The sequence below is a fragment of the Tabrizicola sp. genome, assembly GCF_030373185.1.
GTDB lineage: Bacteria > Pseudomonadota > Alphaproteobacteria > Rhodobacterales > Rhodobacteraceae > Tabrizicola.
This window is the reverse complement of record NZ_JAUCZH010000008.1, coordinates 26531-42300: the sequence shown is the minus strand read 5'-3', so window position 1 is coordinate 42300 and position 15770 is coordinate 26531. Positions and strand designations below refer to the sequence as shown.

Here is a 15770-nt window from a genome sequence, read left to right as displayed (position 1 = left end):
GAAAGTCGTCGCCCCAAAGGCTCTCGCGGCCTTCTTCTTGGTGACGTTGTGTAACAGTCAGGTAACAGTGACACGAAACTTATGACAAGGCGCAATCGCCAGCAGGCGTCACTCAGTCCAGCGTGGACCAAGCATCGCAGCAAGTGCCGCAAGCGCCTCGTCGGCGTCTTCGCAGCCCGGCCCGATCTTCACCGCAATACTGGTCGCAAAGCCGAAGGTCGCAGCAAGTTCCGGCCGAAGGGTGATTTCAAGGCCTTTTGGTCCTTTCCTGGCCATTAGGACTGCTTCTTCAGCCGCAAAGGTTTCGTCATTGACCTCAAACCAGACCGGACCACCCCCGATGGGCTGACGAAAGAGGATATAGCCTTCTTCTTCTTCCTCGCCCTCGGCAAAGCCGATGAAAAGAAAGCCCTCGTCCTCGACGACCGACCCATAGGCGGCCTTCACGGTGATGTCGGCCATCTTGCCATTCCCTTCTGACGCGCGGTTCAGGTCCACTTGGCCACCGGAGGCAGGCTCATCAGCACCGCGTTCGCGTCATGCCCGGTTTCCAGCCCGAACTTGGTGCCGCGGTCATAAACCAGATTATACTCGGCATAGAGTCCGCGGTGGATCAGTTGCACGTCCTTGTCGGCCTCGGACCAGGGGGTGGCAAGGCGGCGTTCGGTCACCGGCAGGAAGGCGGGCAGGAACGCTTCGCCCACGGCCTTGGTAAAGGCGAAGTCAGCTTCCCAGTCGCCGGTATTGAGGTCATCAAAGAAGATGCCGCCAACCCCACGCGCCCGGCCCCGGTGCGGTACGAAGAAGTATTCATCGGCCCAAGCCTTGAAACGCGGGTAGTAGTCCGGCGCATGCGCGTCACAGGCGCGCTGCATCTCGGCATGGAAATCCGCGGTATCCTCGGCATATTCGATCGCAGGGTTCAGGTCGGACCCGCCACCGAACCATGACGCGCCCGGGGTCCAGAACATCCGGGTGTTCATATGCACCGCCGGGGCATGCGGGTTGACCATATGGGCGACAAGGGAAATCCCGCTGGCCCAGAACCGGGGGTCTTCGGCCATGCCGGGAACCCCGCGCGCGGCCATCGCGCGCTGCGCCTTTTCGCCAAGGCTGCCGTGAACTTCCGACCAGTTGACACCGACCTTTTCGAACACCTTGCCGCCGCGCATCACGCTCATGATGCCGCCGCCACCATCTGCACGAGTCGTGGGAGTCACCTCGAATCGGCCGGGCTGGCCGTCAGCGAACCGATCCTCCAGATCCTCGAAAGCCGCAACGATCCGGTCGCGCAAGGTATGGAACCACGCCGCCGCGCGTGCCTTGCGACTGTCAAAGGGATCGGTCATCCTGTTGTCTCCATCTGCTGACAGCGCCATGCCTAGCACCCCTTGGCGCCGCTTTCCAAGAGCCTGAGGATCGCATGATGAAACGCCTTACCATTACCGCGCTTGCCCTGCTGGCGGCCTGTGGCACGCCGCAGGAACAGTGCATTTCCTACAATACCCGCGACCTGCGTGTCGTTGACCGGTTGATCGTTGAGGTCGAGGGCAATCTTGAACGCGGCTATGCGTTTGAAAAGACAACGATTTACGAAGACTATTGGGGGTATTGCCCACAACCGCAATTGCCCGATGCGCCACCGGTCAAGCCGCGGCTGTGCCTGAAAGAGCGGGCTGTGATCGTGGATCGACCGAAGGCAATCGACCTTGCCGCCGAAGCGCGCAAACTGGACAGCCTGAAGATCAAGCGCAAGGAACTTGCCCGCAAGGCCGAAGCTGTCATCGCCCAGTGCAAGGCACAATATCCCGAATGATCAATGGGCTGGCGCTGGCACCGCATCAAGGATGCTGCGGCCGCCGTCCACGGTCAGCACCTGCCCGGTGATGAAGCCCGATGCGTCCGACGCCAGAAATTGCACCGTTTCGGCCATTTCGGCGGGCGCGGCAATGCGGTTCAGGGGTGTGGCATCGGCGATTTCGTCGCGAAAGCCGGGGTTTTCCTTCAACGCGGCCTGAAGGCTTGCGCTCATCACCGAACCGAAGGCAATGGCGTTGACCCGGATGCCCTTGGACGCCAGACCGACAGCAAGCGACCGGGTCATCTGATCCATCGCCGCCGCTGCCATCGAATAGGCCAGCAGTTCCGGCCGGGTGGTCTGTGCAGTGATTGACGAGATGTTGATGATGGTGCCAACTGTCGTCCCAGCCTCGGTCTCGCTGCGCGCGGCATGCTGGATCATCCGCTTGGCCGTGATCTGCGACATGCGCAGGGCCGTCAGCACATTCTGCCGCCAAAGCTCCTCGACCCCGTCAGCCTCGGGGGACAGAAGGTCAGAGGTCACCATCCGGCGGTTGGCGTTGACCAGAATGTCGACCCGGTCAAAAGCGTCGATGGTGGCCGAGATCAGGTTGGCAATCGTCAGCTTTTCGGTCAGGTCGCCGCCAAACATGCGGACCGGCCCTTCGGCGCGCGCTTCTTCGCCCACCTCCGCCTCCAGACGGGTTTCGTCTATGTCGGCGAACATCACGTTCGCGCCCTTGTCCACAAGATGCCGGGCGATGGCCAGACCGATGCCAGCGGCGGCACCTGTAACGATGGCAGTCTTGCCGGAAACGGAAAAGGACATTGGGCGGCTCCGTCGTCTGTCAGGGTTTGGCCCGGATGGGCTTGATGGCATGGATCACCCGAAAGGCGCTGTCACCGGCAACCTCGCGGTGTTCCAGAAAGGCCGCCGAAAGCGCGGCGTCATAGGGCAGATGACGGTTTGCAACCAGCCACAGCGATCCGCTTGGTGCCAGCATTCGCCGGGCGGACTGGATGAAGGCAGCCCCCAGGCCCGGATCAGCCGCGCGCCCGAAATGGAAGGGCGGGTTCATCACCACGGCATCCAGAAGCGTCTCGGGGCGGAAGGTCGTGGCATCGGCCCAGTGGAACCGCGCCCGTTCGTCGGTGATATTGACCCGCGCGCAGGCAAGGGCATCCGCCTCTGCCTCGACCAGATCCAGCCGCTTGACGCCTGCATGGGTCAGGATTGCCCGGGCCAGATAGCCCCAGCCCGCCCCCAGATCGGCAACCTTGCCGCCGAACTTGGCCGGCAACGCTGCCGCCAGCAAGACCGACCCACGGTCTGGCCCATCGGCCGAAAAGACGCCGGGCAGGGTTTGGAACCCGCCCTCGATCTGGCGGGGCCGGGCCGCCCAATCCGACAGGTCCAGCCCGGCGGCGAAACTTGCCAGCTTGCCATGCGCCTTTGACAGGCTTTCCGACAGATCCACCCGACCGCGCAGATCCTTCAGCGCGGTGTCGATCCCGTCGGTCTTCTGCCCGTCGACCACGATGACGCCACCTGGCGCAACCTCGGCTGCGGCCTGGGCAATCAACGCCCGCGCCGCTTCACGCGCACGGGGCAGGCAGACGATGGCCACCGCATAAGGCGGGGCTGGCGTGACGGCGTAAACCCCGGCGAAATGGTCATGATCCGGCTTGAAGCCGGTGATCACCGTCACCCGGTCACGCGGCAAGACAGACAGGTCATCGCCGATACGCGGGCGATAGACAGCAATGCGCCCCTCTGGCGGAAGGGTCAGTGCGCCAGTGTCCAGCGCAAGGGTGAGGCGAGCGGATCGCATGGGCGGGGGCCGCAGCCCCCTATGCCCTTTCCGCTGGGCAATGGAAGGTCATTCCTTTTCCATCGTGCATTGCAGCGGATGCTGGTGGCGGCGCGCGAAATCCATCACTTGCGCCACTTTCGTTTCGGCCACCTCAAAGGAAAAGACGCCGACAACGGCCAGCCCCTTCTTGTGGACCGTCAACATGATGTCGAAAGCCTGGGCATGGTTCAGCCCGAAGAACCGTTCCAGCACATGCACGACGAATTCCATCGGGGTGTAGTCATCGTTCAGCAGCATGACCTTGTAGAGCGGCGGACGCTGGGTCTTGGCCTTGGTCTTGGTCAGAATCGATGTATCCTGGCCCGGGCCATCGGTCTTGTCAGACATGGTCAGCGGGCGTGAAGACACGACAGATCAGCTCCAGACGGATTCGGGGGTTGCACCGGACAGTCAAATTATAGCCTTTTCTAGGCTGGCGAAAAGGGGCGGCGTTCACAAGGCTTTCCGGTGGGCGCTTTGGCGACGATCAAGGGACGGAACATGCTGACGACCATCGGCTTCGATGCTGACGACACCCTTTGGCAGAACGAGGCCTTCTTTCGCCTTACACAGGACCGTTTCATACGGCTTCTGGCAGACCATGCTGGGGCGGACCATCTGGCCGAACGGCTTGAGGCAGCCGAGCGACGCAATCTGGGGCATTACGGCTTTGGCGTGAAGGGCTTCACCCTGTCGATGATCGAAACCGCAATCGAGGTGACGGGCGGGCGTGTCCCCGCCAGTGTCATCAGCGAACTTATCGCAGCGGGTCGCGAGATGCTGGAACATCCGATCGATCTTCTGCCGCAGGCGCGGGCCACCGTCACCGCGCTGGCGGCGGACTATCGCGTGGTCCTGATCACCAAGGGCGACCTTCTGGATCAGGAACGCAAACTGGCGCAGTCGGGCCTTGGTGACCTGTTCGACGCGGTGGAAATCGTGTCTGACAAGACCCCTGCCGCCTATCGCACGATCTTTGCCCGGCACGGCACCGGACCGGATCAGGCGATGATGGTGGGCAACTCGCTGAAATCCGACGTGATCCCGGCGATCGAGGCAGGGTCATGGGGCGTGCATGTGCCTCACGGGCTGACTTGGGCGCTGGAAGCCGCCGACCCTCCGACGCATCACACCAGGTTTCACGCGCTGAACAGTCTTGGCGCCTTGCCGGACCTTGTGGCACGTTTGAAGCCCGCCCCCCACAGATAGCAGCGCATAGCCCGGCTTGCGCAAGATATGGCTGCCCGCCTTCGATTACCGCGGCTTTCTTCTGGCAACATGAATTACTTGCCCAAAGCCATTGGATTTTTTCGGTTTTCGGATTGAACACTCTGTGCTAGCCTTCCGGTCGAGGCAGAACTTGGCACCGGAAATTCGGGCCGCACAGGCAAAAGGGACAGGCGACGTGGCATCGCTTATCGGGCGCATTATTCGCACAATTTTCATGATATTCGTGGCTCTCACCCTTGTGGTGACCAGCCCGGCACATGCAGCACCCTATGCGGCCATCGTGATGGACGCGCGAACGGGCGAAATCCTGTTTGAACACAACGCCAATGCGCGTTTGCATCCGGCGTCCCTGACCAAGATGATGACGCTTTACATCGCCTTTCAGGAAATCGAGGCCGGGCGTCTTTCACTCGATAGCAGGGTGACCGTGTCGAAGTATGCAGCCTCGCAACCACCATCACGCCTGGGGTTGAAGCAAGGGCAAAAGATAGCGCTGCGCTATCTGATCCGCGCGGCAGCGGTAAAGTCGGCCAATGACGCGGCGGCGGCCATTGGCGACCAGATCAGCGGCGACCATTTGGCCTTTGCCAAGCGGATGACCCGGACGGCGAAACAGCTTGGCATGAGCAGCACCACGTTTCGCAACGCCCATGGGCTGACAGCGGACGGCCATCTGTCCACCGCGCGCGACATGAACATTCTGGGCCGCCATCTGTTTTACGATTTCCCCCAGTATTACAACATCTTCTCCCGCCGCACGGCGGATGCGGGGGTGGCGACGGTGACCAATACGAACTCTCGCTTCCTTGATGCCTATGAAGGCGCGGACGGGATCAAGACTGGCTACACTTCTGCCGCCGGGTTCAACCTGACCGCATCGGCAGTGCGCGGCAAGAAGCGGATCATCGCAACGGTCTTTGGCGGCACATCGACGGTACAGCGCAATGCCAAGATGCGCGAGCTGATGGATATCGGCTTCGGCGCGGCCAAGAACCGCGTCAAGGAACAGCCGCCCAAAGCACCGGCCGCCCTGCCCAATGACGCGCTGATCGCTTCGGCCAAGCCCGATATCGACGAGCTGGATGTCGAAGGCGGTGCTGCCAAGACAGTGCGCGTTTCGGGCGAAGTGAAATCCTCGCCGCGCCCAAGAGCGCGCCCCGTTCTGCCCGAGGTACCGGATACAGTCGCCATCGCAATGGCCGAAGGCATTGCAGGCGCCCTGGCGGAAGTCACGGCAAAACCGGCACCGCAAGGCACGCTTGACTTTCAGGCCGAGGCAATTGCTGCCGGTGAGGCGCCGACAGAGGTGCCACAGATCGAAGTGCCGGTCGAAACGCTTGTTGCCGCAGCGGCCCCGGTGGTCGATCAGCCGGACCCGGCCCCTGCGGCCGACGGATCGCTTGACGGTCAGGCCATCGCGCTGGCAGCCGCAGCCGTGCAACCAGAGGCTCCGGCGTCCGAAACCTTGGTGGTTGCCACGGTCGATCCTGCCCTTGTCGGCATGAAACCGAAGCCGCGCCCGGAAACGCTGGTCGGAGAAGTGCTGCCGGAAACGTCGCTGGCAGTCGCGGCGGCCGCTCCGGTGCTTGACGCTTCACCGCAGATCGACCCGGAAGCCGCAGCGGAAGAAATCGTCGTTGCCACAGCGGAACTTGTGGTCACCGACCCCGGCATCAGCGCCTCGACCGAAGACACCTTGACGACGGCGAGCCTCCTTGGCGACATCACGGCCGTGGAAACGGTTGCAGGTGCCACCGCGATCCTGCCCCCGGATACCGGATTCGCAGCCGCCACCGTCGTCGCCCCGCAGCCCTCGCGAAAAGCCCCGATCTTCGACAGCATCGAAACCGCCGATGCCGGGGCTGAAGCCGGTACCGGTCAGGAAGTCGTGGTGGTCATGTCCACCTCTGGCGGGCGGCATTTCGGGGTCAATGTCGGGGAATACACCTCGCGCTATGACGCCGAGCGGGCGCTTCTGAAGACCGCGCTTGCCGAAAGCGCGACGCTGAACGAAGGCCTGCGCAAGACCAGCCAGTCAGGCGGCAAGTGGCGGGCCAGCTTCATGGGGCTGACTGAAGATCAGGCCGAACTTGCCTGCCGCCGTCTGCGCGCCCGCGCTGTCACCTGCGAAACCGTGGGGGGCTAAGATGGTTGCTCTGGTCTTTCCGGCCTTCCCGACCGTCACCCTGCCCGTGACCGGCAGGCCCGAGCGCTTCCCGGTCCGCAGGATCTTCTGCGTTGGCCGCAACTATGACGAACACACCCGCGAAATGGGCGGCGAACCGGGGACCGAGCCGCCGTTCTTCTTCACCAAACCCGCCGACGCGGTGGTGGAAAGCGGCAGCCGCATCCCCTATCCGACCGCAACCGCCAACCTGCACCACGAGGCCGAACTGGTGATTGCCATCGGCAAGTCCGGCGCAATGGTGACCGAGGCCGACGCCCCGGCGATGATCTGGGGCCATGCGGCAGGCAATGACCTGACCCGCCGCGACCTTCAGGCCGAGGCAAAGGCCGCGCGCCGGCCGTGGGACATGGCCAAGGGCTTTGACAAATCCGCCGTGCTGGGGGCCATCCGCCCCGGCCCGATGCCGGACGCCAGTTTGCGTTGCACGGTGAACGGTGCGCTTCGTCAGGAAGCGCGGCTGTCCGACATGATCTGGTCCCCCGCCGCGATCATCGCGGCGCTGTCGCAACTTGTCAGCCTGTCTCCGGGGGATCTGATCTTTACCGGCACCCCGGCCGGGGTCGGCCCCCTCAAACGCGGTGATACCTGCAAGGTTGAAATCGACGGGCTGCAATCGGCAACCGTGACCATCGCCTGAGGCTTGCCCTTTTCCCAAATACTCAAAAAAATCCGGAGCCAAGCAGCCCCCGGGCTGCGCAGGCGACCTTTCTCGTGCCGCCTGCGCCTTGCAGGCGGCCCCATCAGAAAACCCTCGGGTCAGGGCTTCGGCCTGTCGTCCCAGTCCTTCGTCAGAATCCGCTGCGCATCGCCGTCCGGATCATCGAACTGCTTGGTCTTCATCGCCCAGAAGAAGGCCGCAAGCCCGATCCCGCCCAAAAGCAGCGAGACCGGAATCAGGATTGCCAGAATTTCCATCTACCTCAACCGCATCGCGTTCAGGGATACGGTAATCGAAGACAGCGACATCGCCAAGGCCGCCGCGAGTGGCGTGGCCATGCCAACCAGCGCCAACGGCACGGCCACCACGTTGTAACCGCCCGAGATCAAGAAGTTTTCCACCATCCGCTTGGTTGATTGGCGACCAATGCGCACAGCATCGGCAATCGGCGCCATATCCTGCCCCAAAAGCACGATGTCAGACGCCACCCGCGCCGCATCCAGCGCCGTGGCGGGTGAGATCGACACATGCGCCGCCGCCAGCGCCGCGGTATCATTCAGCCCGTCGCCGACCATCAGCACATGTCGGCCCTCGGCCGACAAGGCGGCGACGCGGGCGGCTTTTTGCTCGGGCAACACGCCAGCTTGCCAGTGGGCAATGCCAAGCCGTGCGGCCAGTTCCCGCACCGGGGCTTCGCTGTCGCCGGACAAGAGTTCCACCCGCATCCCGGCGGCCTGAAGGGCGGCCACTGCCTCGGCGGCACCGGGGCGCGGGCGATCGGTGAAGGCGAAGGCATGGGTGCTGCCTTCAAGGCGCAGATAAGTGGCGGTCTGCGGCACGGCCTCGGCCCCGCACCAATCGGCCCGGCCCAGCCGGACGGGCGCGCCGTTCCAGACGCCTTCGATGCCATGCCCCGGCACTTCGCGGATATCCTGCACCAAAGCCGGAACCACACCATCTGCCAAAGCACCCGCCGCAAGAGCGCGGGCCAGGGGATGCGACGACCCTGCCGCCAGTGCCGCGGCAACCGCCAGCACCTCGGCCGGATGGTCGGTCAGGGCCACGGGTTCCGGCATCCCCAAGGTCAGCGTGCCGGTCTTGTCAAAGATCACCGCGTCAACCTCGGCCAGCCGTTCAAGGGCGGTGCCGTCCTTGATCAGAAGCCCCTTGCGAAAGAGCTTGCCGCTGGCCGATGTGATCACCGCCGGCACCGCAAGACCCAGCGCACAGGGGCAGGTGATGATCAGCACCGCGGCAGAGATGTTGATCGCGTAACGCAGATCGCCGCCCGTGGCCCACATCCAGTAGCCAAAGGCGCTGAAGGACAACAGATGCACCAGCGGCGAATAGGCCCCGGCTGCCCGGTCGGCAAGGCTGGTGTAGCGGGTCTTGGCCCCTTCGGCCACGGCCACCAGATCAGCCATCCGGTGAAGCGAGCTGTCCTTGCCCGCCGCTGTCACCCGCAGGGTCAGGGGGCCGGTCAGGTTGACCTCGCCCGCGCTGACAAGCGTGCCTTCGCCCGCCGCAACTGGCAGGCTTTCCCCGGTCAAGAGGCTGCGGTCCACTTCCGACGCGCCATGAATGACCACACCGTCCACCGGCATCCGCGCGCCGGGGCGCACCAGCACGATATCGCCCGCCTTGATGGCCGAAATCGCGCGTTCCACTTCAACGCCGTCTTCCAGCACGATGGCGCGCGGCACTTCCAGCGCGGCCAACTCTTCCGCCGCTGATCGGGCCACGGCGCGGGTGCGGTGGTCCAGATAGCGGCCAAGCAGCAGGAAGAAGGCCAGCATGACAGCCGCATCGAAATAGGCGTGGTGTCCCGACATCCACGTTTCATAGACCGAGATCGACGAGGCAAGGATCAGCGCCAGCGAGATCGGCACATCCATCCCCAACCGGCCGACCCGCAAGCTGGCCCAGGCGGATTTGAAGAACGGCTGCCCGGCGAAGATCACCGTTGGCAGGGCGATGGCACCGGAAATCCAGTGGAACAGGTCGCGCGTCGCGTCTTCTGCACCGGACCAGACGGCCACGGACAAAAGCATCACGTTCATCATCGAAAAGAACGCAACCCCCAGCCGCATGAGAAGGTCGCGGCCCTGACGGTCCGTCTCGGTCGAGGACAGAAGGCCGGGGTCAAGCTCATGCGCTTCCTGACCCTCGCGCGCCAGCACGGCGATCAGGTTTGCGGCAGTGACGTCATGGGCGGCATCGATGCTGACCCGCTTCAGCGTCAGGTTGACCCGCGCAGAGCGCACCCCTGGCACCGCCGCCAGCGCCCCTTCCACGGTCGAGATGCAGGCCGCGCAATGGGCCAGCGGCAAGGACAGCATGATCCGCCCATCCCGTTGGCCGTCACGTTCGGCCCGCAGCGCGGCAATGCGTTCAGCCGACGGCACCACCGCGCAGGCTGGACAGGCCGAGACCGGCGCGCGCCCGAAATCCTCGACCACGGTCATCGCGTCAGCCCTGAACGAACAGTTCGGAACGCTGTTCAAACAGCGTGCCATCGATGGAACGGGCGGTGACCTTGACCATCCACTTGCCACGCGCAAGGCCAAGTTCGGCGGAATAGACATCGCCCATCGCCACAAAGACCGGCCGGGCATCATCCATCGTGGAGGTGGTACGCCCGATCAGCACCTCAAGTTCGGTGACCCGCACCGGAACACCGGCGCGGTCGGTGAAGGCAAGGTCGATCCGTCCCCCCGCGTAGCTGGGAGCCAGTTGCCAGCCCAAGGCCTCTTGCGCGGCCTTGCGGTCGTTGAAGCCCTGACTTGCAACGTAGGAATTCTGCACCTCCAGCCCCGGGAAGGTGCTGACGGCCTTGAACGCAAGCAACAGGTTGACCGCAATGATCACCGTGAAGGCGCTGACCGTGATAGCGAGGACGTGTTTTCCCGTCAGTTCGGCCATGTCAGCTACCCTTTCCGTTGAAGATCGTATCATGATGGATCCGGTTCGTCGTGCCTTGTTCCTCGACCCAGATCCGCACGTCGGTCCGGTCTTCCACCGCTGCCCGCGTACCGGGTGCCGCCGTCAGATAGACACGCTGCGACATCGTTTCATTGGCAGGAACCATCACGGTCAGGCCCTCGGCCCCTTCCAGCGACAGGACCACGAAGACATCCGATGTGACCGCAATGGTGAACCGTGCGTCTTCGCCATGCATGTTGCGCAGGCGCAGGTCATAGGCGTTGCGGATGCTGCCATCCGACAGCGTCACGAAGGTCGGGTTCCTGACCGGCGTCACGTTGACGTCAATCGGCGAGCGCAGGAACAGCGCGACGACAAGAGCGACACCAACCCCGGCCCAAAGCACCGTGTAAAGCACGGTCCGCACCCGAAACACATGCGCCCGGACGCTTTTCGGCGGCTGGCCCGCGCGTTCCCGAACTTCATCGGTCAAGGCCAGATAGCCGATCAGGTCACGCGGCTTGCCGATCTTGTCCATCACGTCGTTGCAGGCGTCGATACAGAGGCCGCAAGTGATGCAGGCAAGTTGCTGGCCATCGCGGATGTCGATCCCCATCGGGCAGACGTTGACGCAGGCCATGCAATCAATGCAGTCGCCATTGCCTTCGACGGTCTGCTTGCCGCGCGGTTCACCCCGCCAATCACGATAGCCGATGGTGATGGTGTCTTCATCCATCATCGCGGCCTGAATCCGCGGCCATGGGCAGGCGTAGATGCAGATCTGTTCCCGCGCGAAACCGCCGAAGGCAAAGGTCGTCAGCGTCAGGATCAGCATGGTCAGATAGGCAACCGGATGCGCCTGCCCGGTGACCAGATCGCGCATCAGGGTCGGCGCGTCGGTGAAGTAAAAGACCCAGGCCCCGCCCGTGGCCAGCCCGATCAGGAACCAGACGGTCCATTTGACCGCCCGCTTGCGGACCTTTTCGCCGTCCCATTTCTGCCGGTGCAGGCGGATACGCGCGTTGCGGTCACCCTCGATCCAGCGTTCGACCAGAATGAACAGGTCCGTCCAGACAGTCTGCGGGCAGGCATAGCCGCACCAGACCCGGCCGGCGGCGCTGGTAAACAGGAAAAGCCCCAGCCCGGCCATGATCAGCAGCCCCGCGACGAAATAGAATTCGTGCGGCCATATCTCGATCATGAAGAAGAAGAAGCGCCGGTTGCCAAGATCCAGCAGCACGGCCTGATCCGGCAGCGATGGCCCCCGATCCCAGCGAATCCACGGTGTGATGTAGTAGATGCCCAGCATCACCGCCAGAAGCCACCACTTCAGCGTGCGGAACGTGCCTTTCACCCGGCGCGGAAAGATCGGCTCGCGGGCGGCGTAAAGGCTGGGGGGATCGGCGTCTTGCTGGCTCACGACTGGGCTCCGGGGTCTTGCGGTTGCGCCGGGCGGCAGGATAGCCGCCCGGCGCAATGGCTTTGCGCTGTCAGCGCCGCTTATTCGCCGCCGCCGCGTCCATGGACATAGAAGGCCACAGCCCGGATCTCGTCCTCGGTCAGGCGCGGGCTCCAGTTCGGCATCACGCCATAGCGGGCATAGAAGACCGAATGGGTGACCGCCTCGCGCGTTCCGCCATAAAGCCAGATTGCATCCGAAAGGTTCGGAGCGCCCTGCGACCGATCGCCCGACCCGTCTTCCATGTGACAACCCGAGCAGTTGTCGACATAAAGCTCTGTGCCTTGCGCAGCCAGCGCCGCGTCATGCTCTTGGCCCGACAGGGCCAGGACATATTCCACGACCTGACCGATCTGGGTTTCGTCCAGAAGTTCATCCACGCCGAACTTGGGCATTTCAGAATAGTGGGCATCTGGATCGGTGGTGTTTCGGATGCCGTGGGCGACGGTGTAATGGATATCCTCCATCGTCCCGCCCCACAGCCAGTCATCGTCCAGAAGGTTGGGGTAACCCTTGCCCTCAAAGCCGGCAGCGCCCGACCCGTGGCAGGTCGTGCAGTTGGTGAGGAACACTGCGGCCCCGGCGCGTTCGGCATAAGCCGCAAGTTCGGGGTCGGTGCTGATAGCGTTCAGATCGGCAGCGATCAGCTTTGCCTTGATCCCGGCATTGGCCGCATCGACGCGGGCGATTTCCGCCGCGACATCGGCCCGGGTCGAAGCGCCCAGAAGGCCTGGCGTCGCCTCCTTGATCAGCGGCCATGCCGGGTAGGCCACGGAATAGCCGATGCCCCAGACAATCGTCGCGTAGAACACCCAGACCCACCAGCGCGGCAGGGGGTTGTTCAACTCTTCGATGCCGTCCCACTGGTGGCCGGTCGTCTCTACCTGCCGCGGCTCTTTCTTCACTGGCTTGGCGCACATGGCCTAGGCCTCCTTCTTGGCAGGGTTGGGATCCGCAGGACGGTCATCGTTGCGGAAGATCGAGTTTGCGACATCTTGATGCATGGCGCGGCTGCCGGGCCGGAAGGCCCAGACGCAAAGGGCAAGAAAGCCCACCGTCATGGCCAGAAGGAACCAGCTGTCAGCCATGGCGCGCAGAAAGGAATAGGTTTCCATTTTTCGCTCCTTACCGGTTCGCAACGGGCGTGTAGGTCGAGAAGTCGACCATCGTGCCAAGCACCTGCATGTAGGCGATCAGCGCGTCCATCTCGGTCAGTTCTGGCCGCCCATCGAAGTTGCGCACATTGACCGGGGTGCCAAAGGCCGCCTCGCCGTAACGCTCTTCAAGGCCGTCAAAGTCACCCAGAGGGTCAACCTGCGCCTTGAAGTCGGCAAGCGCGCTTTCCACCATCTCGTCGGTGTAGGGAACACCTGCCATCCGGTTGGTTGCGACCACGTCCTGAATATAGCGACCGTCGATCACGTTGCCCGCAAGGAACCCATAGGGCGGCATCACCGATTCCGGCACAACCGACTTGGCGTCGTAGAAGTGGTCCTGATGCCATTCGTCGGAATAGCGGCCACCGACGCGGGCCAGATCCGGCCCGGTGCGCTTGGACCCCCACTGGAACGGCCGATCATACATCGATTCCGCCGCCAGTGAGTAATGACCATAACGTTCCACCTCATCGCGCATCGGGCGGATCATCTGGCTGTGGCAGCCATAGCAACCCTCACGAATGTAGATGTCGCGGCCCGCCAGTTCGAGGGGGGTGTAGGGGCGAACCCCTTCCACCTTTTCAATCGTGTTCTCCAGATAGAAGAGCGGCACGATCTGCACGATCCCCCCGATGGTCACAACCAGAAGGCTGAGGATCATCAGAAGTGTCGCGTTGGTCTCGATGACCTTGTGTTTGTCTAGGATACCCATGGTCCCGTCTCCTTATTCAGCCGGGACTGCCGAGTGCTGCGTTGCCCGCTGGGGCTGCGCACGCACCGTCATCCACAAGTTGTAGCACATGACAAGCGCGCCAATCAGGAACAGACCCCCGCCCAACGCCCGCACCACATACATCGGGAACTTTGCTTTCACCGTGTCGGCGAAGGCGTTCACGAGGAACCCGTTCGCATCCACTTCACGCCACATCAGACCTTCCATGATGCCCGTGACCCACATCGACGAGGCGTAAAGAACGATCCCGATCGTCGCGAGCCAGAAGTGCCAGGAAACCAGCGACAGGCTGTAAAGCCGCTCACGGTTCCACAGCCGCGGCACGAGGTAGTAAAGCACGCCGAAGGTGATCATCCCGTTCCAGCCCAAGGCGCCGGAATGGACGTGACCGATGGTCCAGTCGGTGTAGTGCGACAGACTGTTGACGGCCTTGATCGACATCATCGGGCCTTCAAAGGTCGACATGCCATAGAAGCCGATCGACACCACCATCATCCGGATGATCGGATCGGTGCGCAGCTTGTCCCAGGCACCCGACAGCGTCATCAGACCGTTGATCATACCACCCCAGGAGGGCATCCACAGGATCACCGAGAACACCATCCCGAGAGTCGAGGCCCAGTCAGGCAGCGCGGTATAGTGCAGGTGGTGCGGACCGGCCCAGATATACAGGAAGATCAGCGCCCAGAAGTGGATGATCGACAGCTTGTAGCTGTAGACCGGGCGTTCAGCCTGCTTGGGGACGAAGTAGTACATCATGCCCAGGAAGCCCGCAGTCAGGAAGAAGCCGACGGCGTTGTGGCCATACCACCACTGCACCATCGCGTCCTGCACACCGGCATAAAGCTGAACCTGCGCCGACCCGAAGATCGATACCGGTATCGCGGCGTTGTTCACCAGATGCAGCATCGCCACGGTCAGGATCATCGACAGAAGGAACCAGTTGGCCACATAGATGTGGGGCTCTTTCCGCTTGAAGAGCGTCCCCATGAACACGATCAGGAACGCGACCCAGACCACCGTGATCAGGATGTCGACGTACCAGACGGGTTCGGCATATTCCTTGCCCTGCGTCGCGCCCAGCACATAGCCGGTCGCGGCCAGCACGATCACCAGTTGCCAGCCCCAGAAGACGAACCAGCCAAGCGAGCCGCCAAACAGGCGCGCCGCGCTGGTGCGCTGCACGATGTAGAACGACGACATGATCAGCGCGTTGCCGCCAAAGGCGAAGATCACCGCGCTGGTGTGCAGTGGGCGCAACCGGCCAAAGTTCAGGTAGCCCTGCGCCCATTCGAAGTTGAGCTGCGGGAAGGCCAGCTGCGAGGCAATGACCACGCCGACCAGAAATCCGACAGCGCCCCAGAAGGCGGTCGCAATTGCCCCCGCCCGGATCACACTGTCAAAATATTCATGTTGCAGGTTCGGTCGGGGATCGCCCGCCGACCGCAACACCCACAGAAAAGCGATGCCAGCGGCCAGCATCACCGTGAGTGCGTTGACCTGATAGGCCAGGTCATGAGCATAGTTCGCCGCTATCGCGGCCAAGACCGCGACAAGGCCTAGCCCTATCAGTTTGAGGTAATCCCACATATTGCGTCCCTTCGTCCTGTCTGGCCGGCTTTGCCTGAAAATTACTCAAGGCAGTTCCGGGCGCTTTGACTGTTTGACTTCTGTAGTGCAGCGCATCTTGGCGCCTTGATCTGGGTCAATCGCATTCTGCCAACGGGTTGACCTTGGTCAAGGCGAAGCGTTTGCTTCCGTCTCAGTGTG

At 63.0% G+C, this 15770-nt stretch carries 17 protein-coding genes; 4 read left to right on the top strand and 13 right to left on the bottom strand.

Features of this window, described 5'->3' with window-relative positions:
- Positions 1-108 precede the first annotated feature (108 nt).
- Positions 109-462: a hypothetical protein gene (locus QUV21_RS15375; protein WP_300856134.1), complete on the bottom strand. Its 354-nt coding sequence runs from the start codon at positions 460-462 to the stop codon at positions 109-111.
- 26 nt (positions 463-488) lie between these two features.
- Positions 489-1349: an oxygen-dependent coproporphyrinogen oxidase gene (gene hemF, locus QUV21_RS15370; RefSeq protein WP_300856133.1), complete on the bottom strand. Its 861-nt coding sequence runs from the start codon at positions 1347-1349 to the stop codon at positions 489-491.
- Between the two features lie 74 nt (positions 1350-1423).
- On the opposite strand from hemF, the gene QUV21_RS15365 reads away from it, so the two are divergent.
- Entirely contained in the window at positions 1424-1816 is a 393-nt protein-coding gene (locus QUV21_RS15365; RefSeq protein WP_300856132.1) for a hypothetical protein, read from the top strand.
- Here QUV21_RS15365 and QUV21_RS15360 read toward each other — a convergent pair whose 3' ends face one another.
- Genes QUV21_RS15360 through clpS form a run of 3 tightly spaced genes read right to left on the bottom strand, consistent with a single transcriptional unit; the run spans position 1817 to position 4001 of the window.
- Positions 1817-2629: an SDR family oxidoreductase gene (locus QUV21_RS15360; protein ID WP_300856130.1), complete on the bottom strand. Its 813-nt coding sequence runs from the start codon at positions 2627-2629 to the stop codon at positions 1817-1819.
- Positions 2630-2648: 19 nt separating this feature from the next.
- Positions 2649-3632 (bottom strand): class I SAM-dependent methyltransferase, encoded by a 984-nt coding sequence (locus tag QUV21_RS15355; protein WP_300856129.1) that lies wholly within the window; start codon positions 3630-3632, stop codon positions 2649-2651.
- A 48-nt stretch (positions 3633-3680) separates the two neighbouring features.
- The gene (gene clpS, locus QUV21_RS15350) at positions 3681-4001 is read right to left on the bottom strand and encodes an ATP-dependent Clp protease adapter ClpS (protein WP_300856388.1); all 321 of its coding nucleotides are present in this window, start codon (positions 3999-4001) and stop codon (positions 3681-3683) included.
- 153 nt (positions 4002-4154) lie between these two features.
- On the opposite strand from clpS, the gene QUV21_RS15345 reads away from it, so the two are divergent.
- From QUV21_RS15345 to QUV21_RS15335, 3 genes are all read left to right on the top strand, one after another.
- Positions 4155-4862, top strand: coding sequence for an HAD family hydrolase (locus QUV21_RS15345; RefSeq protein ID WP_300856128.1), 708 nt, complete (start codon positions 4155-4157; stop codon positions 4860-4862).
- 304 nt (positions 4863-5166) lie between these two features.
- The gene (locus QUV21_RS15340; protein WP_366908229.1) at positions 5167-7029 is read left to right on the top strand and encodes a serine hydrolase; all 1863 of its coding nucleotides are present in this window, start codon (positions 5167-5169) and stop codon (positions 7027-7029) included.
- Position 7030: 1 nt separating this feature from the next.
- Positions 7031-7708 carry a fumarylacetoacetate hydrolase family protein gene (locus QUV21_RS15335; protein WP_300856125.1) on the top strand — a complete coding sequence of 226 codons (678 nt, stop codon included), beginning with the start codon at positions 7031-7033 and terminating at the stop codon, positions 7706-7708.
- Between the two features lie 119 nt (positions 7709-7827).
- Here QUV21_RS15335 and ccoS read toward each other — a convergent pair whose 3' ends face one another.
- From ccoS to ccoN, 8 genes are all read right to left on the bottom strand, one after another.
- Positions 7828-7986: a cbb3-type cytochrome oxidase assembly protein CcoS gene (ccoS, locus tag QUV21_RS15330; RefSeq protein WP_300856124.1), complete on the bottom strand. Its 159-nt coding sequence runs from the start codon at positions 7984-7986 to the stop codon at positions 7828-7830.
- Positions 7987-10194 (bottom strand): heavy metal translocating P-type ATPase, encoded by a 2208-nt coding sequence (locus QUV21_RS15325; protein ID WP_300856123.1) that lies wholly within the window; start codon positions 10192-10194, stop codon positions 7987-7989.
- A gap of 4 nt (positions 10195-10198) precedes the next feature.
- On the bottom strand, positions 10199-10651 hold the full coding sequence (locus tag QUV21_RS15320) for a FixH family protein (protein ID WP_300856122.1): 453 nt from the start codon (positions 10649-10651) through the stop codon (positions 10199-10201).
- A 1-nt stretch (position 10652) separates the two neighbouring features.
- Positions 10653-12071 (bottom strand): cytochrome c oxidase accessory protein CcoG, encoded by a 1419-nt coding sequence (gene ccoG / locus QUV21_RS15315; RefSeq protein ID WP_300856120.1) that lies wholly within the window; start codon positions 12069-12071, stop codon positions 10653-10655.
- 80 nt (positions 12072-12151) lie between these two features.
- Positions 12152-13030, bottom strand: coding sequence for a cytochrome-c oxidase, cbb3-type subunit III (gene ccoP / locus QUV21_RS15310; RefSeq protein WP_300856118.1), 879 nt, complete (start codon positions 13028-13030; stop codon positions 12152-12154).
- Between the two features lie 3 nt (positions 13031-13033).
- Positions 13034-13225 (bottom strand): cbb3-type cytochrome c oxidase subunit 3, encoded by a 192-nt coding sequence (locus QUV21_RS15305; RefSeq protein ID WP_300856117.1) that lies wholly within the window; start codon positions 13223-13225, stop codon positions 13034-13036.
- 10 nt (positions 13226-13235) lie between these two features.
- Positions 13236-13979, bottom strand: coding sequence for a cytochrome-c oxidase, cbb3-type subunit II (gene ccoO, locus QUV21_RS15300; RefSeq protein ID WP_300856116.1), 744 nt, complete (start codon positions 13977-13979; stop codon positions 13236-13238).
- Between the two features lie 12 nt (positions 13980-13991).
- Positions 13992-15590, bottom strand: coding sequence for a cytochrome-c oxidase, cbb3-type subunit I (ccoN, locus tag QUV21_RS15295; protein WP_300856115.1), 1599 nt, complete (start codon positions 15588-15590; stop codon positions 13992-13994).
- Positions 15591-15770 lie beyond the last annotated feature (180 nt).